Consider the following 18,222-nt stretch of genomic DNA (forward strand, 5'->3'; position numbering starts at 1 on the left):
TTTGCTTACATTAGTTCATTCTTACGCTCACTATGCCTACGACAGTACGCCCGAAACCTCGTACGAAATCCAAAGCATCCCCCCGCAAAAAAAAGGCCGCGCGCCCGCAACATAATCCGGTGCTGTTGCCTACGCTGCTGACCTTGGTGGTGGCGCTCGGGTTGTTGTGGGGATGGATTGCCCTGACCACACCGCGCGGCGAATCACTGCTGACCCAACTGCAAAGCGCTTCGGTGCCGACCAGCGCCCCGCAGCGACCAGCGGCTCACGCTACCGACCAGGGGGTCGAATACCGTTACGTTCCCAAACGAGACGAGCCGCTCGGCATTGTGGCCGGACGCTTCAACGCCTCGCCGACTCAGGTGAAGCAGCAGAACCAGCTCACGTCGTCGACCGTGGCGGCCGGAAAACCCATCCGCATTCTGGTAAAAGCCTTGCACCGCGTAAAAGCCGGTGAAGGCCTCAACGGCATTGCGCTGCGATACGACGTGCCCAAGGCGGACATTATGCGTGCTAACTCGCTGGACAACGACGTGCTACGGATTGATCAGCAGTTGGTGGTTCCCTTCCGCAGCCATTAAGCCGACCCAGGGGAGTGATTGCGCCAGGTGAACAGCTCGTCAATTACCGCATCGACGCACACGTCGGCGATACGCCTCTGGGTGGCCTCTACGAAGCTGAGCACGTACGTTCGGAGCGCAAGGTGCTGATCCGCCACCTCGATACCCATCTGATTCCTAAACCCGCGTTGTGGCAGGCGTTTAAGAACGACCTGATGCAGCACGTACGCTTGCAGCACCCCAATCTGGTCGCTTTGCTCGATCACCTGGAGGACGAGCGCGGAATCTTTCTCGTCACCGAACAGGTGAAGGGCGTTCCTCTGGAAACGTACCTCCAGCAACAGGGTCCCCTGTCCGAGGCGCAGATCCGGCGCCTGTTCCTGCAACTGCTGGACGCGCTGTCGCATGCCCATTACCACGAGGTTGTGCACGGTGACTTGCGGCCGGCGCACCTCTGGATCACCCCGCAGGGCAACCTCCGGCTTAGCAACCTGGGCCTGACACCGCTTCTTAACGAATTGTTGCCGGACCTATCGGATACCGAAGCCCATTTTGAGACCATCGTGTACATGAGTCCGGAACGCGTAACGGGCGAACCGATTACCCCTGCCAGCGACATTTACGCCGCCGGAGTGCTGCTGTACCGGCTCGTGGCTGGGCACGCTCCCTACCAGTACGGGCAACAGTCAGAGTATGAGGTATTCCGGCGCATCGTAAACGAACCGCTTCCCCCCTTGCCCGACGGCGCGAACCTACTCTTTGCGAAAGCGATTGAGCATGCCACGCAAAAAAGCCCGACAGCGCGTTTCCAAAGTGCAGCGCAGTTTCGGCAGGCACTTTCGCCGCAACAAGCTCCTGCCGCCGCTCCACCTCGTCCGGCAACCCCGCCACCTGCTGAGGCCATTACCGATACGCCTGTGCAACTGCCCCGCGAGCGCGTCATCAGCCAGGGGATTCTGCTGGTTTCGTTGCTGGGCCTGGTGCTGATCGGCTCGTTGTTCTTCGTTATGCGGTCGTACACGCCAGACCTGCGCATGGAGGCGGGCGATCAGGTAGGCCGGTTGTTCGAAGGCCTCAATCAACACGATCCGAAGATTCTCCGCACGGTGTTCGCGCCCGAATTGGAGCGGTATTATCAGTTCGACAACTACCCGCTCGACAAGGTCATCAACAACTACCAGAACTACTGGAAAAGCCTCGCGTACGACCGGTACCAGATCCGCGAAGAGCAAGTGCGGCTCACCCAGCAGAACGACGGCAGTTTCGACGCGAACGTGCCGGTGCTGTACGAACGCGCTTACCCGCGGGAAGTCCGGTTGTTCAACTACGATTCTGCGCGCTACGAGCAGGTGACGTTTCCGGACGAGGAAGCCAAAAACATTACGTTCCGCATTCGCCTCAATTCAGATTTCAAAATCATCTACTTTCGGGAGCAGTCGAACGACAACCTCGCGCAACATGCGGAAGCGCTGCTGGCCCGCACGTGGAAACTGGCGCGGTATTCGGAAAATGGGCTACAGGGCCGCGAAATGGGAATGATCCGCCGCCTGACCGTGCAGTTGCAACGCCTCATTCGTCGCAACCAACTGGAACTGAGTCCGGAAGGCAACTTTACGGGCACGTACTTGTTTGGGGAAGACGAAGCAGGTACCTGGCAGTACGAACCCCGAAGCCGCGAGGTACATTTCAAGACGGCCGATCAGGACTTCACGTTTCAGCTCGTCGCCATCAGTCAGGACCGGATGGTGCTGAAACACAAAGAAAAGCAGAAAGAAGAGTTTTTTGTCTACCGTTTTGTCAGCGACTAGGCTTCTTTGCCCAACTGCTGTTGCCAGTGCCAGGCGTCGCGCATGCTTTCCGCCAAACCACGGCGGGCTTCCCACCCCAGGGTTCGCCGCGCTTTGCTTACGCCACCGTAGATCTGTATGACGTCGCCGGGACGGCGGTCCACAATCTTGTAATTGACCGGCATGCCACTCTGCTCTTCGAAGGTTTTGATGACCTCCAGAACTGAATTGCCCCGCCCGGTTCCTACGTTGAACACGTCATACAGCGATTTTCCCGACTGTTGGTCGAGCCACTGCAACGATTTTACGTGTGCCTCGGCCAGATCCATCACGTGAATGTAGTCGCGAATGCAGGTCCCGTCGGGCGTTTCGTAATCGCCTCCGAAGACGCTGAGTTCCGGCCGAATGCCGGCGGCTGTCTGCGCAATGAAAGGGACCAGATTGTTGGGCACCCCCAGCGGAAGTTCGCCAATCAGGCCGGAAGGATGCGCTCCGATGGGATTGAAGTAGCGCAACGCAATGCCCCGAATCGGCATGCCCGCTTTTACGCTATCGCGGATAATTTCTTCTGAGATCTGTTTTGTGTTGCCATACGGCGACTCGGCCGGCAGAATGGGCGTTTCTTCCGTTACCGGGAGCTTCTCGGCTTGGCCGTAGACTGTACACGAAGAAGAGAAAACCAGGTTTTGCACCCCACGTTCAGCCATCAGTTCGAGCAGAACAATGAGCGAATTCAAGTTGTTATGGTAGTACTTTAGCGGTTCGCGTACCGATTCGCCGACGGCTTTGTAGGCAGCGAAGTGAATTACACCGTGTAGTTTTTCTTTTGCGAACACCTCGGCCATGGCGTCCCGGTCGTTGCAATCGATCTGGTAGAAAGGAAAAGCATGTCCTGTGATCTTCTCCAATCCCTCTAATACAGAGGGCTGCGAGTTAGAAAAGTTGTCGACAATTACCGGAACAAAACCGGCTTCGTGCAGCGCCACTACGGTGTGTGACCCGATAAAGCCCGCCCCACCGGTAACGAGAATTTTGTACGATCGAGAGTCCATGCAGAAAATTCCTTGGTTTTCTTGATACGCGAAGGTAACTCTTACGTAGAATTAGTAAGTCTGCACCATGCAGAAATAATAACTTTTAGCGTTTTAAGGGCAACCGCCCTTTGTTACGTCTTCGCGCGGCCGCCCCCACTGTCGGTTGGTGTTATCCACATTTATAGTTAATTTTATTCTTCTAACTCCTGAGTATTGTGAAGAGATTTCGTTGGCTTTGTACGGGTGTTTTCTGCCTGGCGACTGTATTTGCCGCCCAAGGGCAGGATGACGAATACGATTACAAAGAAGAGATTACGTATGGCGTCACCACGAACACCAACAGCGGTCTGATTGGTGGGGTGATGTTCAAGTATGCGCATGCTATTTCGCCTAACCAGTACCGCCTGATGGGCGTAGAACTGGTCAACGTCAAACACCCGAAGGAAACGCGCTACAACCGCACCCAGAACTCTTTCATTCCTGGCAAAGCGATTTACTTTTTCGCCTTACGGCCCCACTACGGTCGCGAATTTGTGCTGTTCCGGAAAGCACCCGAAGATGGCGTTCAGCTCAACCTCGTTACGGCGGCAGGGCCTTCCATCGGCATTTCCAAGCCGTATTACGTGATTTACGGTGCCAATTTGGAAGACGCCCGCAGTGTACCCTACAGCACCTCGCAAGACCCTACCAAAACCTGGGGAGCCGGACGTTTCTTGGAAGGATTCGACCAACTTAAGTTCAACGTGGGCGCGCACGTAAAAGCCGGCCTGAGCTTTGAGTTCGGTAAACTCAACAACAGCGTGATGGGCATGGAAGTCGGCGGACTGCTTGAAGCGTATTCGAAAGAAGTGCTGATTATTCCCAACGCCGGCGGCAATCACTTCTTCTCGTCGGCATTCTTCACGCTTTATTACGGGAACAAATACTGAAGTTATTTTCTTTATACCTTCGTATCCCGAACTTGTTTCTTGTCACTCATGATCGAATTACCGGTTATTTCAACCGAAGCTAATAAAAAACCCCGGAAGCCCGATTGGTTGCGGGTCAAGCTTCCGGTCGGCCCCGAATACGCCAAAGTGCGTAAACTGGTCGATACTCATAAGCTCCATACCATCTGCGAAAGCGGCAACTGCCCGAACATGGGCGAGTGTTGGGGAGCCGGCACTGCTACCTTTATGATTCTGGGTAACGTTTGCACGCGCAGCTGTTCGTTTTGTGCGGTGGCCACCGGACGGCCGCCGGAATACGACGAAGACGAACCCCGTCGCGTTGCCGAAGCGGTAAAACTGATGGGTGTTAAGCACTGCGTGCTCACTTCGGTGAACCGCGACGAACTGAAAGACCGCGGTGCCGAGATCTGGTACCAGACGGTGCGTGCCGTGAAAGAACTTTCGCCGGAGACGACCATCGAAACCCTGATTCCCGACGTAAAGGGGAACTGGGAGGCGTTGGAGCGGATGATCAGCGCCGGGCAGGAGGTGGTTTCGCACAACATGGAAACCGTCAAGCGCTTGTACCGTCCCGTACGTCCGCAGGCCAAGTACGAGCGTAGCCTGGAACAGACGCGCCGGACTAAGGCATTGGGCAAGCGTACCAAATCGGGAATTATGTTGGGGCTGGGCGAAACGCCCGACGAAGTCTACGAAGCAATGGACGATCTGGTGGCGCATGGGCTTGACATCCTGACGCTAGGCCAGTACCTCCAACCGACCAAACGCCACATCGAAGTCGCCGAATTTATCCGGCCGGAACAATTTGAGCGTTACCGGGAAGAGGGCCTGAAACGGGGCTTGAAGTACGTAGAGTCAGGGCCGCTGGTGCGCTCTTCGTACCATGCTGAACGCCACGTGAACGTATAGAAGAAAATAACTTTATGACAAAGCTGCTCCTCTCGAGCGGCTTTTTTTATGCTTGTTCCCCTGAACTCGACTTTCTGACCTACCGTACCTATCAGAGTAACCTATTCTCCTGATGCAAAACATTCTGGTGGCAGTTGCCAAAGAATCCAGTGCACAGACGCTTGTGGAGCACGCTGCCCGGTTTGCCGCGGCATTCGGTGCCAAGCTGTGGCTTATACACATCGCACCGCCAGATCCCGATTTCGTTGGATTTGATGTGGGGCCACAGTCAGTCAGAGATCAGGAAGCCGCTGAGATGCGGGAAGAACACCGCTTCGTCCAGACGTTTGCCCGCCAACTCACCGCGCGAGACATCAAGGCCGAAGGATTACTGATTCAGGGCGCTATGGTCGAAACCCTCCTGGAGGAAGCGCAGAAATTAGCTTGCGAAATGATCGTGGTGGGTTCGCACCAGCATAGCACGCTGGCCAACCTGTTTTCGGAGAGTACCTCTTCGTCCCTGTTCCGGAAATCGAAGATTCCCCTACTCGTGGTGCCTTTGGAAGACGCCTGATTTCCGTCAGGGTTGCACCTGATCGACTTTGATGCGCTGCGGCTGGTTGGCAAGCTGCCAGGCGGTGTAAAAAACCAAGCGGGTAACCTTCTCCATCTTTTCAAAATGGATCTTCCCGACTTCGTCCGTAGGGCGATGGTAGTCTTCGTGTACCCCACTGAAGTAAAAAATGACGGGCACACCGTTTTTGGCGAAGTTGTAGTGGTCGGAGCGGTAGTAAAAGCGGTTCGGATCGTCTTTCCGGTTGTATTTATAATCCAGATTCAGCTGGCTATAGGTGGCGTTGGCGGCTTCGCTGACTGCGTGCAGCTCACTGGACAACATCGTAGAACCGATGATGTAGATGTAGTCCGGTTCTGAGTGGGCTTCGTCCAGCCGCCCGATCATATCGATGTTCAGGTCGGCAACCGTACTGTCCATCGGGATCACCGGATAGTCACTGTAGTAGTTCGAACCCAGCAATCCTTTCTCTTCGCCTGTGAAAGTCATGAATAACAGGCTACGCCGGGGGCCATGCCCCTCGGCTTTGGCCGTGGCAAAGGCCTGGGCCAGTTCCAGGACGGCCACCGTACCGGAACCATCGTCGTCCGCGCCATTGTAGATAGCCGTATCGCGGCGCCCTACATGGTCGTAATGGGCGGTGATCACCACCACTTCGTCTTTCAGATCGCTACCCTCTACCAGGCCTAATACGTTCTCGGTCTGGACCGACGTTTCAATACGATCGGCCTGCACCACCACCGGCCTCTCTTTTCGCGCCCAGCGCGGAAGTTTGGGCTCCGCCGAAGGATTCAGAAAAATGGCCAGTTTCTTAAGCGACGTCCCCGCCATCCGAGCCGCGACGGTAGGTTTCACGACAAAAGTGCCGAATGAGTCGAGCGTTTTGCTGGCCTCAAACGACATGCGCGCGCCTTCCAGGTAATGGATGTAACGGTTCAGGTAGTCCGTAAACTCACGATCGGAAGTATGACGAAGCTGAAACACCGCTGCTGCCCCCTTGCGTTGCGCCAGCTCAGTTTTGCGGTTCCAACCTTCGGCCCAGCCTGAGTGGTTCTTGTCGCCGGTCAGAACGTAGCGGCCGTCGGGCAGTTGCGGTTCCCCGGCCAAAATGAGCACTGCCTTCCCGGCTACGTCAAGATCCTGATAATCGGAATAGCGTTCGTCTTCTATGCCGTAGCCGGCAAATACTACGTCCCACTCGTTCGGTTGCGGGATGTCGAACAAAGCCGCCGGATAATAATCCTCCAGAAATTCGTACGACTTTCCCTTTACCCGAAGTGCCATCTCGCCCCACCGTTGCTCCCGCACCTCGAACGACTGAAGGTACGTTTTCCCCTCGCTGCCCATCACGGGCGGCCGCAGGTTGTTTTCCGCAAACTGCCGGGCAATGTAATCGGCCGCCAATTTCTGGCCGCGTTCACCGGTTTCGCGCCCTTCGAAGCTATCGGAGGCGATAATCGTCAGGTGCTCACGCAGATCGTTGACCGTGATGGTGTTGGCATAGCGCACCGCCTCGGGATCTTTTTCCTGCGCCAGCGCGGGCAGGCTGCACCCTACCCACACCAACAGCAACCAGGGCTGCGGATGTAGTTTCATGAATGCGTAACCCCGCTACGCAGATCAATGTTCAGTTCTTTCAACTGTTTTTCGTCAATCGGCGAGGGCGAATCGATCATCACGTCGCGGCCGGAATTGTTTTTGGGGAAGGCGATGAAGTCTCGAATCGAATCGGCTCCGCCAAACAAAGCCGACAGGCGGTCGAACCCGAAAGCGATGCCTCCGTGGGGCGGCGCTCCGTATTCGAAGGCCTCCATCAGAAAGCCGAATTGTGCTTTGGCTTCTTCGGGCGTGAAGCCCAGTACTTCGAACATTTTCTCCTGCAACTTCCGGTCGAAGATCCGGATAGAGCCCCCGCCCAATTCGACGCCGTTCACGACGAGGTCGTAGGCATTGGCCCGGACCGCACGCGGATCGGTGCCCAGCTTGTCGATGTCTTCCGGCCACGGCGATGTAAAGGGGTGGTGCATGGCAAACCAACGTTGCTCTTCTTCCCCCCATTCCAGGAGCGGGAAGTCGACGACCCACAGGGCTTTGTATTCGTTGCGGTTGCGCAGGCCCAGCCGGTCGCCCATCAACAGGCGTAGCTCATTCAGGGCTTTGCGCGTCGGATTCTTCTCACCGGCCAGCACCAGAATCAGGTCGCCCGGTTGGGCACCACACGTTTCGGCCCAAGTCTTCAGGGCCTCCTGATCGTAAAATTTATCGACTGACGATTTCAGAGAACCGTCTTCGTTGTACCGTACGTACACCAGTCCTTTCGCACCAATCTGAGGCTTTTTGACAAATTCAGTCAACTCGTCGACCTGCTTGCGGGTATACGACGCACAGCCGGGAGCGGTGATGGCAACGACCAGCTCAGCACTGTCGAACACAGAAAAACCTTTGCCCTGCGCAACGTCATTCAGTTCGACGAACTCCATCCCGAAACGGATGTCGGGCTTGTCGCTCCCGTATTTTTCCATCGCTTCCTGGTAGCTCATGCGAGGCAGTTCTGGCAGGTCGAGGCCTTTCACCTTGCTGAAGAGGTGACGGATCAGTCCTTCGAAAGTGCGCAGGATGTCTTCGCGTGTCACAAACGACATTTCGCAGTCGATCTGCGTGAACTCCGGCTGACGGTCGGCGCGCAGGTCTTCGTCGCGGAAACACTTCACGATCTGAAAATACCGGTCAAAACCCGACACCATCAGCAACTGCTTGAACGTCTGCGGCGACTGCGGCAGCGCGTAAAACTCACCGGGGTTCATGCGAGAGGGCACCACAAAGTCGCGCGCGCCTTCTGGCGTTGATTTGATCAGCACCGGCGTTTCTACTTCGATAAAATTCAGGCCGTCGAGGTAACGACGCGTTTCCTGCATCAGGCGGTGACGCAACTCTAGGTTCCGCCGCACCGGTGCGCGGCGCAGGTCCAGGTAGCGGTACTTCATGCGCAGGTCTTCGCCCCCGTCGGTTTCGTCTTCGATCAGGAAAGGCGGCAACTTGGCCGGGTTCAGCACCTTCAACTCCTGCACACGCACTTCGATGGCGCCCGTCGGGATTTTATCGTTTTTCGACAACCGTTCAATCACCTTGCCGTGCACCTGCACCACAAACTCACGCCCCAGTTCACGGGCCGCTTCAAGCAATGCCTCCGCCTCTACTCCCTCTTCCAGAATCAGTTGAGTCAGTCCGTAGCGGTCGCGCAAATCGATCCAGAGAATGCCCCCTTTATCGCGGATGCGCTGCACCCAGCCGCTCAAAGTGACTTCCTGATTGACGTGTTCGAGGCGCAATTCGCCGCAGGTATGTGTTCTTAGCATGGTTCTTGTGTATGGAAATCGCGTATTTTCGCTGAAAGTGGGCAAAATTACTAGATTAATTTTGTTCCGTTTCCCGAAGCATTCAACGTTATGAAGTGGATTTTGCTATTTAGCTTTTTAGGCACTGTGCTGCCGTGGTGGACATCTCCCGTTCAGGACAACCTGACACGCGTCAAGCTGTCGGACCATATCAGCGTCTCCCTGCCCAAAGATTTTATGCCCATGTCGGAGGCTGACATTCAGCGGCGTCACCTCTCCTACCGGCGTCCGGTGGCGATGTATACCGAAGGCAGCGGACAAGTAGACTTTGGCTTCAATGCCTCCCACAACGACAACTGGAGCGTGAAAGACCTGCCGATTCTGCAATCGTTTTACGAGTCGACCATCCGCAGCATGTACACAGACGTAGAGTTTTTGCGGCGCGATCAGACGGAAATCAATGGCAAGCCCTTCGTGGTATTCGAGTTCGTTTCGACCGTAACGGAAGAAGGACGCGCCCCCATCCGCAAGTACACGTATATCCAGTATACCATCCGGAAAAGTTATACGCTGGTGTTTCACTTCACCTGCCCGGCCGAGCAGCAAACGCGCTGGCAGCCTACCGCAGTGGCAATTATGCAGTCGGTGAAAGTGGAGGGGTAGGTTCGGACACTTTGTAATTCTACCGCAAGCGTTCGGCCGCGCCTGGTTAGCCACGCCGCGTAGCTTGTAGTAGAGATGCGGTGCCCACTAAATCTTCTAGCGATAGCAAAGATTTCTCACTACGCGATGCTTCGTTCGAAATGACAAAAATCGAGAGTTTCGTTTTCCAGTGATATCCGCTTAAACTATCACAGATCCATACAGATCAAACTCGGCGGCGCTGTCGATCTTGACCTGGGCGAAGTCGCCGATGCGGACGTAGTGTTTGGCAGCGTCTACTAACACTTCGTTATCGACTTCCGGAGAATCGAATTCGGTCCGGCCGATGAAGTAGCCACCCTCTTTCCGGTCGAACAACACTTTATACGTCCTGCCGATTTTTTCCTGGTTCAGCTCCCACGAAATACTTTCCTGCAATTCCATGACGGCATCGGCCCGTTCCTGTTTCACTTCTGCCGGCACATCGTCGGGTTGTTGGAAGGCGTGCGTATTTTCTTCGTGCGAATAGGTAAAGATGCCGAGACGGTCGAAGCGGGAGCGCTCCACAAACTGGTACATTTCTTCAAATTCGGCTTCGGTTTCGCCGGGATAACCCGCGATGAGCGTCGTACGCAGCGCAATGCCGGGCACGCGGTCGCGGATGGTATGGATCAGTGCCTCAGTTTTTTCGCGGGTGATGCCGCGCCGCATCCGCCTCAGCACGTCGGTCGAGCCGTGTTGCAGGGGCATGTCGAGGTACTTGCAGATGTGCGGATGGTCGCGCATCACGTCCAGAATATCGAGCGGAAAACCTGACGGATAAGCGTACTGCAAACGAATCCAGTCGATGCCTTCCACGTCGGCCAGGCGCGCGACCAGTTCCGACAGGTTGCGCTTTTTATAAATATCAAGCCCGTAGTACGTCAGGTCCTGCGCAATCAGGATCAGCTCTTTAGTCCCTTGGCGGGCCAGGTTGCGCGCCTGCTGGGTGAGCAATTCCATCGGCTGGGAAACGTGCCCGCCCCGCATCAGCGGAATGGCACAGAACGAACAGGGGCGGTCGCACCCTTCAGCAATTTTAAGGTAGGCAAAGTGGGCAGGCGTGGTCAGCAGACGTTCGCCAACCAACTCCTGTTTGTAATCGGCCCGCAGCGTCTTCAGAAGCCGCGGCAGTTCGTTGGTTCCGAACCAGGCATCGACGCTCGGAATCTCCGGAGCTAATTCGTCTTTGTACCGGTGCGAAAGACAACCAGTCACGTAAAGTTTGTCGATCAGGCCGTCTTCCTTCGCGTCGGCGTAACGCAAGATGGTGTCGATCGATTCCTGCTTGGCATTCTCAATAAAGCCGCAAGTATTCACGACAATCACGTTGGCTTCATCGTCCTGCGCTTCGTGCGTGGCTTCGAGCTGATTGCCCTTCAGTTGCGTCAGCAGCGTTTCCGAATCCACCAGATTCTTGGAACAGCCCAGCGTGACGATGTTGATTTTATGCTTCCGGTTTCCTTTTGTCCTCATAGCTCACAAGCAACTCTTCTTTCTCCCCAAAAGGTTCAATACGCGGCCTCGTAATCGATATCGAACGAAATATCGGTGACCTCATCCTCCTCAATATCGACGGGAAAAATGTAACCGTCTCCATCAAATCCGTTGGCATAATAGCGATCTTTTTCGCGCACGAACACGGAATAGTGGCCGGCGGGCAGACGCACCTGGAAACAGCCGGTGCTATCCGACTGCGCTACCGCGATGGGTTCGGTGGCTAACGAATCGTAGAAGGGAGCTTCTGTAGCGAACGCTTCGCTCAATTTGGTCAGGGGAAAAATGTAGACTTCGCGCACCACCGGTTGGCCGGCGGCGGCCCGTGGGTCCAGGTCAGGACCGGGCATCAGATTCCCCGATTTGAAGGTGACCACCCCCCGCAAGCCTTGCTGCAAGGGTTCTGAACACCCCACCGGAACGTCGTCCTGCGCGGAGGTGCACTCCTCGGCTGTGCAGAGAAAAAATACGATGAGCAGCGCGGCCCAGCTAGTTTTTCTTGAAAAGAGAGTCGACAAATTCATACTTATTGAATACTTGCAGATCGTCGACTTTTTCGCCTACGCCAATGTATTTCACCGGAATGCTCAGCTGATCCGAGATTCCGATTACCACGCCGCCTTTGGCAGTGCCGTCCAGTTTGGTGATGGCCAACGCATTTACTTCTGTAACGCGCATAAACTCTTTGGCCTGGATCATGGCGTTCTGCCCCGTGCTGCCGTCGAGCACCAGCATTACCTCGTGCGGTGCCTCAGGAATGTACTTCTGCATGACGCGTTTGATCTTGGCCAACTCGTTCATCAGGTTGACCTTGTTGTGCAGACGCCCGGCCGTATCGATCAAGATTACGTCCGCGCCTTGCTCTACTCCTTGCTTGACGGCATCGAAGGCGACAGAAGCCGGGTCGGTATTCATTCCGTGCGAAACCACCGGCACGCCGGTCCGTTCACCCCACAATTTCAGCTGGTCGACAGCCGCAGCGCGAAATGTATCGGCCGCACCCAGGATTACTTTTTTGCCCGATTTCTTGAACTGGGCAGCCAGTTTGCCAATCGTTGTGGTTTTGCCGACGCCGTTTACGCCCACGACCAGAATTACGTACGGGCCGTTGACCTTCGGCAGGTCGTAGCCTTGCGCAGTGTCCGGCTGGGTGGCGTTCAGCAAACGCGCGATCTCCTCTTTCAGGATTTTGTCGAGCTCGGTCGCATTGAGGTACAGATCACGGGCCACTCGCTTTTCGATGGCGTCGATGATCTTCACCGTGGTGTCGACCCCTACGTCCGAGCTTACCAACACATTCTCCAGCTCGTCGAGCACCTCTTCGTCTACCTTCGAACGGCCCACCATGGCCTTCCCCAGTTTGTTGAAGAAGTTGGTGTTGGTCTTTTCGAGGCCCTTGTCGAGCGACTCTTTTTTCTCTTTGGAAAATAATCCGAACAGTGCCATACGTGATCAGACTTATAAGGCGACAGAATAAAGAGAGTCAGCATCGCGTCCGGCTTGCTTGCCAGGATGCTGTACGTCTCGTGCAGGGCACGTGGGGACGTGCTTCCGCCGACAAATTACATAATAAAAAAGTCCCGCTAAAGGGACTTTCTAAGAAGGTACGATGTCGAAGCTGGTTTACTTACCAGCCAGAAAATCTTTCACCATTTCCTGAGGGATGATCTCTTCTTTGAAGATATAGGCACCGGTTTTCTCCGATTTTACTGCCTTGATCACCTTCGTGAAGTTCTTGACACCCTCGGTTTTCTTCAGGGTTGCAACTACTTTCTTAGCCATAGTTTATTTGATTTCCCGATGAACGGTATATTTTCTAAGAACGGGGTTGTATTTCTTCAATTCCAGACGCTCCGGATGGTTTTTCCGGTTCTTGGTCGTGATGTAACGAGACGTACCGGGAAGTCCGGTCGTTTTATGTTCAGTGCATTCCAGAATGACCTGAATCCGGTTACCTTTCTTTGCCATTGGATAAGCTTCTTTGATTCAAAAGGACCGCAAATTTAGAAAAAGCGATTTAATAAAACCATCCCCCTCCTTATTAATTTTTCGCTTTTGCTTCGCACCCGGCCATCGCACCAAGACATTTCTTACAGCCTTACTGATAATTACGGGAAAAGCGGCATCTTTACGCCGCTTTTTCAATTCATTCGACTTCTATTCTTTATGAGCTTACTCGTTGTTGGTTCCGTAGCGCTCGATGCCCTCGAAACTCCCTTTGGCAAAACAGACCGTATTATCGGAGGATCAGGCACTTACATTGCTTTGGCTTCGTCTTTTTTTGCATCGCAGGTCAACGTGGTGGCCGTAGTCGGCGGCGATTTTCCGAAGGATAAAATTGCGCTGTTCCGGCAAAAAGGCATCAACACCGAGGGCTTGCAAATCCGCGAAAACGAGAAATCGTTTTTCTGGGCCGGGCGCTACCACAACGACATGAATTCGCGCGACACGCTCGTGACGGAACTCAACGTGCTGGGCGATTTCGACCCGATTATTCCCGATGCGTACCAGAACTGTGAGTTTCTGATGCTGGGCAACCTGGCACCCGCGGTACAGTCGACCGTTATTGATCGGTTGAAGAAGCGCCCGAAGCTGATCGTGATGGACACGATGAACTTCTGGATGGACATCGCCTTGGCCGACCTGCAAGCGGTACTAAAACGAGTCGATGTCCTGTCGATTAACGACGAAGAGGCCCGGCAGCTTTCCGGCGAGTATTCGCTGGTAAAGGCCGCCCGCAAGATCATGGGCATGGGTCCCAAGTACCTGATCATCAAGAAAGGAGAACACGGAGCGCTGCTGTTCCACGGCAACGAAGTCTTTTTTGCACCGGCCCTGCCACTGGAAGAGGTATTCGACCCGACGGGTGCCGGCGATACATTTGCCGGAGGATTTATCGGCTACCTGGCACGTACTGGCGACATTTCGTTCGACAACATGAAGCGCGCCATCATTTACGGCTCAGCCCTGGCGTCGTTCTGCGTAGAGCGATTCGGCACCGAACGCCTCGAAAACCTTTCGCCCGATGCCATTGAAGGGCGCGTCCAGGAATTTATCGACCTGGTGCAGTGCGAGATTACACTGACGAATTAAGCTGACGCAGGTAGAGCTGAATCGTATTTTCCAGTCCGAAGTAAAGCGCATCGCAAATCAGCGCGTGCCCGATGGATACTTCCATCAGGTAGGGAATCTGCTCCTGCAAAAACTTCAGGTTGTGGAGGTCCAGGTCGTGTCCGGCATTCAGGCCTAGTCCCAGTGCCTTGGCCCGTTCCGCGGCTTTGACGAAAGGCGCTACTGCCTGGGCAGGATTGGACGGATAGAGTTGCGCATAAGGTTCTGTGTACAATTCGATCCGGTCCGTTCCGGTTTCGGCTGCACCTTCGACCATGCGCTCATCGGCATCCACGAAAATCGAAGTGCGTACGTCCCAGCGTTTGAGCTGTCGGATGATGTCTTGCAGATAATGTTGATGCGTCAGGGTATCCCACCCGGCGTTCGAGGTAATGGCATCGGGGCCATCGGGCACCAACGTAGCCTGCGCAGGCCGCACTTCTTCCACAAGGCGCATGAACCGCTCGTCGGGACGGCCCTCGATGTTGAACTCCGTTGACAGAACCGGTTTCAGATCAAGCACATCCTGATAACGAATGTGTCGCTCGTCGGGGCGGGGGTGAACGGTAATGCCCTGTGTTCCGAATCGCTCGCAGTCCAGCGCGGCCTTTACCAGATCTGGATTGTTGCCTCCCCGCGCATTGCGGAGGGTTGCGAGTTTGTTGATGTTGACACTGAGTTTGGTCATCTCCCTGGTTTTTCTACTAACTTTGCGGCAAAGTAAACGTTTTACCGAAAAATCATGAGCCTGAAAACGCAGATAGACGCTGACTTAAAAGAAGCCATGCGTGCGAAGGAAAAAGATACACTGGCAACGCTTAGAGCCATCAAATCGCTAATTCTGCTGGAAGAAACAAAGGAAGGTGGCGACGGCACCCTCAGCGAAGAAGAGGAGATCAAGCTGTTGACCAAGGCAGCGAAACAGCGCCGCGAAGCTGCCGACATCTACCAACAGCAAAACCGTCAGGACCTGGCCGACACGGAATTGCGGCAGTTGGCCATCATTGAGCGCTACCTCCCCAAACAACTTTCCGAAGAAGAACTGTACCAGCTGATCAACGCCATTGCCAACCGGGTGGGCGCTGCCGGTCCGCAGGACATGGGCAAAGTGATGGGCGTAGCCAGCAAGGAATTAACCGGACAGGCCGAAGGCAAAACCATCGCGGCCGTTACACGCAACGTGCTGTCTAACCTGTAAGTACACCGTTGGAGCCCCTCGACATCATTCTTCTGGTGCCACTGACTTGGGGCGCTTACCGTGGTTTTCAGGCAGGGTTGATTGTGGAAGTGGTCAGTACCCTGGGAGCCTTGGTGGGGTTGGTGGTGGCCTTTGCGCTGATGGATTGGGGAACGGCTTTGCTGGCACCCTATGCCGAAAAGATTGCCTTTCTGGCTCCTTTTGCAGCCTTCATTATCATTTTTCTGGTGGTATTCTGGGGCCTGAACCGTTTGGCGCTGCTGCTGCGTGACGTAATTAGGCTGACGCTTTTGGGTTGGCTCGACCGCATTGCCGGTGCATTAGTCGGCATTTTGAAGAGTCTACTCACGCTGGGCCTTTTGCTCTGGGCGGCGCAATTGGTGCAGTTGCAGCTTCCGACCGATTACACCGAAGGCACGTTCATCTACCCGTTTGTCGCTACGCTAGGGCCTGCGGTCGCCGGATGGCTGACGACCACCTTTCCGGCCCTGCAGGAGTGGATTAAGTCGCTACATTTTTCGGCATGACCCGTGCTGTTGTTGATTGACAACTACGATTCGTTTACCTTTAATCTGGTAGACTATTTTGCCCGACTGGGCGTTATTTGTAGTGTGCGGCGCAACGACGAACCGCCCGAGCGGCTTTTTGAACAGCCCGTCGACGGTGTGGTGCTATCACCCGGCCCAGGTACGCCGCAACAGGCTGGTAGGCTGATGGAAGTGATCGACCACTATCACCAACGCCTCCCAATGCTGGGCATCTGTCTGGGGCACCAGGCCCTTGGCGTCTACTTTGGAGCTGAATTGATCAAAGCAGCTTACCCGATGCATGGCAAGCTGTCGCAGGTACAATTAAGCGACGATTCTGTCTTCCGTACGCTTCCACCACAAATTAATGTGGTACGGTACCATTCTTTGTTGCTAGATTACCTTCCGGCATCGCTTCAGGTCACTGCGCGGACCAAACAGGGAGAAATTATGGGGTTAGCGCATCGGACGTGGCCGCTGCACGGATGGCAGTTCCATCCGGAAGCCGCCTTGACAGAATACGGGTTGCAGATGCTCAAAAACTGGGTTGACTTGCATCACTTATCCGATTGCGCTTGTTAATCTTTCTAGTATTTTGCGGTTGCTGGCACTTTATACATCGTTTTATGGCATTTCAGATTAAAAAAGAGCGCGGGTTTACGTACATAGATGAAGGAGAGGGCGATGTGCTGCTGCTGCTGCACGGCCTGTTCGGAGCGCTCAGCAACTGGGACCGGGTCATTGCCGACTTCAGTCCCACCCACCGCGTTGTGATTCCGGTCATGCCCATCTACGAGATGCCCATCAAAGAAGCGGGCATCGGTGGCCTAGTCGATTTCATCCAAGAGTTCGTGGCCTTCAAGCAGTTAACCGACCTGACGCTACTCGGCAATTCGCTGGGTGGGCATGTCGCGTTGGTGTACACACTGAACAATCCAAACAATGTGCGCCGTTTGGTGTTGACAGGTAGCTCAGGTCTCTTCGAAAATGCAATGGGCGGTTCTTTCCCGAAGCGGGGCAGCTACGACTACATCAAAGAGCGTGTCGCGTATACATTTTACGATCCGGCTACGGCAACCAAAGAACTGGTCGACGAGGTGTTCGACATTACGAAAAGCATTCCGAAGTGCATGCGCATTGTGGCCATTGCCAAGTCGGCACAGCGCCATAACGTCTCGAAAGATATTCAGCGTATCCAGGTCCCGACACTTTTGGTATGGGGTTTGAACGATACCATTACACCGCCCATGGTTGCTCACGATTTCAACCGCCTGATTCCTGGTTCGGAGTTATGGTTTGTTGACAAATGCGGTCACGCACCGATGATGGAGCACCCGGATCGGTTTAACCAGATTTTAAGTCATTTTCTGGAAGTTACTCAAGTTGTATGACGGCCGAAGAACTCATCAATCCGCTGATTCCTGCGCTTAAACCAAGCGACACGGTGCAACGTGCATTAGCCTGGATGGAAGAATTTGCCATCCGACAATTGCCTGTTGTCCAGGATCGTCGTTACCTGGGCATGGTCAGCGAGGCGATGTTGATGGACGGCAATCAACCCGAGGCTTTAATCGGTAGTGTGGAATTAATCGCCGAAAAAGCTTACGTAGGTTACTTCCAGCACTTTTACGAAGTAATCCGGATCGCCATCGATAACGGAGTGCACACCGTGGCGGTACTTGACGAAGATCAGCTTTATGCAGGCGTCGTGACGGTGAACGATACGTTAGCCGCGTTTGCGCAAAGTTACGCCGTACAGCGGCGGGGTGGCATTCTGGTGTTAGCCCTTACGGAGCGCGACTATTCGCTTTCGGAGATCAGCCGCCTTATTGAGTCGAACGACATGAAAGTGCTCAGTGCCTTTGTGACCTACGATGAGCAAGATGCCAACCGACTGCGCCTCACCTTAAAGCTGAACCAGACCGACATTTCGCACGCCACCGCCACGCTGGAGCGTTTTGGCTACCACATTGTGGCACAGTTTCACGAAAACGAAGCACAGGATTCTGAACGGGAGCGCTTAGACATCCTGTTGAAATATCTTAATATTTAAGCGGCCCCGCTTATCTTCGTTTCGCTC

21 protein-coding genes are annotated in these 18,222 nt (G+C 54.7%); 12 read left to right on the forward strand and 9 right to left on the reverse strand.

Translation table 11 applies throughout. From position 1 onward, the window contains the following. Positions 1-32: 32 nt before the first annotated feature. Positions 33-581 carry a LysM peptidoglycan-binding domain-containing protein gene (locus BLR44_RS08370; RefSeq protein WP_089681254.1) on the forward strand — a complete coding sequence of 183 codons (549 nt, stop codon included), beginning with the start codon at positions 33-35 and terminating at the stop codon, positions 579-581. Positions 582-595: 14 nt separating this feature from the next. Beyond that, on the forward strand, positions 596-2,368 hold the full coding sequence (locus BLR44_RS08375; RefSeq protein ID WP_089681256.1) for a serine/threonine protein kinase: 1,773 nt from the start codon (positions 596-598) through the stop codon (positions 2,366-2,368). Here the strand turns inward: BLR44_RS08375 and galE are convergent. Beyond that, a complete protein-coding gene (gene galE / locus BLR44_RS08380; protein ID WP_089681258.1) occupies positions 2,365-3,399 on the reverse strand; it encodes a UDP-glucose 4-epimerase GalE in 1,035 nt (344 codons plus the stop codon). The genes BLR44_RS08375 and galE overlap by 4 nt on opposite strands. Positions 3,400-3,596: 197 nt before the next feature. Between galE and BLR44_RS08385 the strand changes: the two genes are divergently transcribed. The 3 genes from BLR44_RS08385 to BLR44_RS08395 all read left to right on the forward strand — a co-directional run bounded on the left by BLR44_RS08385 (position 3,597) and on the right by BLR44_RS08395 (position 5,793). Beyond that, positions 3,597-4,310: a hypothetical protein gene (locus BLR44_RS08385; RefSeq protein WP_089681259.1), complete on the forward strand. Its 714-nt coding sequence runs from the start codon at positions 3,597-3,599 to the stop codon at positions 4,308-4,310. Positions 4,311-4,358: 48 nt separating this feature from the next. Then, the gene (gene lipA, locus BLR44_RS08390) at positions 4,359-5,240 is read left to right on the forward strand and encodes a lipoyl synthase (RefSeq protein ID WP_089681260.1); all 882 of its coding nucleotides are present in this window, start codon (positions 4,359-4,361) and stop codon (positions 5,238-5,240) included. A 112-nt stretch (positions 5,241-5,352) separates the two neighbouring features. Further along, positions 5,353-5,793, forward strand: a complete 441-nt coding sequence (locus BLR44_RS08395; RefSeq protein ID WP_089681261.1) for a universal stress protein — start codon at positions 5,353-5,355, stop codon at positions 5,791-5,793. A gap of 6 nt (positions 5,794-5,799) precedes the next feature. Here BLR44_RS08395 and BLR44_RS08400 read toward each other — a convergent pair whose 3' ends face one another. Both BLR44_RS08400 and aspS read right to left on the reverse strand, forming a co-directional pair. Continuing rightward, positions 5,800-7,389, reverse strand: a complete 1,590-nt coding sequence (locus tag BLR44_RS08400; protein WP_089681262.1) for a M28 family peptidase — start codon at positions 7,387-7,389, stop codon at positions 5,800-5,802. Continuing rightward, positions 7,386-9,149 (reverse strand): aspartate--tRNA ligase, encoded by a 1,764-nt coding sequence (gene aspS, locus BLR44_RS08405; protein ID WP_089681263.1) that lies wholly within the window; start codon positions 9,147-9,149, stop codon positions 7,386-7,388. The genes BLR44_RS08400 and aspS overlap by 4 nt, the downstream gene beginning before the upstream one ends. Positions 9,150-9,239: 90 nt before the next feature. On the opposite strand from aspS, the gene BLR44_RS08410 reads away from it, so the two are divergent. Further along, positions 9,240-9,791, forward strand: coding sequence for a hypothetical protein (locus tag BLR44_RS08410; RefSeq protein WP_089681264.1), 552 nt, complete (start codon positions 9,240-9,242; stop codon positions 9,789-9,791). A 180-nt stretch (positions 9,792-9,971) separates the two neighbouring features. Here the strand turns inward: BLR44_RS08410 and rimO are convergent, their stop codons facing one another. From rimO to rpmG, 5 genes are all read right to left on the reverse strand, one after another. After that, positions 9,972-11,285, reverse strand: a complete 1,314-nt coding sequence (gene rimO, locus BLR44_RS08415; protein ID WP_089681265.1) for a 30S ribosomal protein S12 methylthiotransferase RimO — start codon at positions 11,283-11,285, stop codon at positions 9,972-9,974. Between the two features lie 35 nt (positions 11,286-11,320). Continuing rightward, on the reverse strand, positions 11,321-11,830 hold the full coding sequence (locus BLR44_RS08420; protein ID WP_176955932.1) for a hypothetical protein: 510 nt from the start codon (positions 11,828-11,830) through the stop codon (positions 11,321-11,323). Continuing rightward, positions 11,796-12,752: a signal recognition particle-docking protein FtsY gene (gene ftsY, locus BLR44_RS08425; protein ID WP_089681267.1), complete on the reverse strand. Its 957-nt coding sequence runs from the start codon at positions 12,750-12,752 to the stop codon at positions 11,796-11,798. Before ftsY ends, BLR44_RS08420 begins: the two co-directional genes overlap by 35 nt. Before the next feature lie 177 nt (positions 12,753-12,929). Further along, on the reverse strand, positions 12,930-13,088 hold the full coding sequence (locus BLR44_RS08430; RefSeq protein WP_089681268.1) for a DUF4295 domain-containing protein: 159 nt from the start codon (positions 13,086-13,088) through the stop codon (positions 12,930-12,932). Positions 13,089-13,091: 3 nt separating this feature from the next. Beyond that, positions 13,092-13,274, reverse strand: coding sequence for a 50S ribosomal protein L33 (gene rpmG / locus BLR44_RS08435; RefSeq protein ID WP_089681269.1), 183 nt, complete (start codon positions 13,272-13,274; stop codon positions 13,092-13,094). Positions 13,275-13,472: 198 nt separating this feature from the next. Between rpmG and BLR44_RS08440 the strand changes: the two genes are divergently transcribed. Further along, positions 13,473-14,399: a PfkB family carbohydrate kinase gene (locus tag BLR44_RS08440; RefSeq protein WP_089681751.1), complete on the forward strand. Its 927-nt coding sequence runs from the start codon at positions 13,473-13,475 to the stop codon at positions 14,397-14,399. On the opposite strand, the gene BLR44_RS08445 is transcribed toward BLR44_RS08440, so the two are convergent. Beyond that, positions 14,383-15,105, reverse strand: coding sequence for a pyridoxine 5'-phosphate synthase (locus tag BLR44_RS08445; RefSeq protein WP_089681270.1), 723 nt, complete (start codon positions 15,103-15,105; stop codon positions 14,383-14,385). The genes BLR44_RS08440 and BLR44_RS08445 overlap by 17 nt on opposite strands. A gap of 54 nt (positions 15,106-15,159) precedes the next feature. Between BLR44_RS08445 and BLR44_RS08450 the strand changes: the two genes are divergently transcribed. Genes BLR44_RS08450 through BLR44_RS08470 form a run of 5 tightly spaced genes read left to right on the forward strand, consistent with a single transcriptional unit; the run spans position 15,160 to position 18,195 of the window. Further along, complete coding sequence (locus BLR44_RS08450) at positions 15,160-15,615, forward strand: GatB/YqeY domain-containing protein (protein WP_089681271.1); 456 nt, start codon at positions 15,160-15,162, stop codon at positions 15,613-15,615. Positions 15,616-15,623: 8 nt separating this feature from the next. Further along, on the forward strand, positions 15,624-16,142 hold the full coding sequence (locus BLR44_RS08455; protein ID WP_089681272.1) for a CvpA family protein: 519 nt from the start codon (positions 15,624-15,626) through the stop codon (positions 16,140-16,142). 3 nt (positions 16,143-16,145) lie between these two features. Continuing rightward, entirely contained in the window at positions 16,146-16,724 is a 579-nt protein-coding gene (locus BLR44_RS08460) for an anthranilate synthase component II (RefSeq protein WP_089681273.1), read from the forward strand. 44 nt (positions 16,725-16,768) lie between these two features. Then, on the forward strand, positions 16,769-17,533 hold the full coding sequence (locus BLR44_RS08465) for an alpha/beta fold hydrolase (protein WP_089681274.1): 765 nt from the start codon (positions 16,769-16,771) through the stop codon (positions 17,531-17,533). Then, positions 17,530-18,195: a CBS domain-containing protein gene (locus BLR44_RS08470; RefSeq protein ID WP_089681275.1), complete on the forward strand. Its 666-nt coding sequence runs from the start codon at positions 17,530-17,532 to the stop codon at positions 18,193-18,195. Before BLR44_RS08465 ends, BLR44_RS08470 begins: the two co-directional genes overlap by 4 nt. The last annotated feature ends 27 nt before the right edge of the window (positions 18,196-18,222 follow it).

Origin of the sequence: Catalinimonas alkaloidigena, from assembly GCF_900100765.1 — a bacterium.
In the GTDB taxonomy this organism is placed as follows: Bacteria; Bacteroidota; Bacteroidia; order Cytophagales; family Flexibacteraceae; genus Mooreia; species Mooreia alkaloidigena.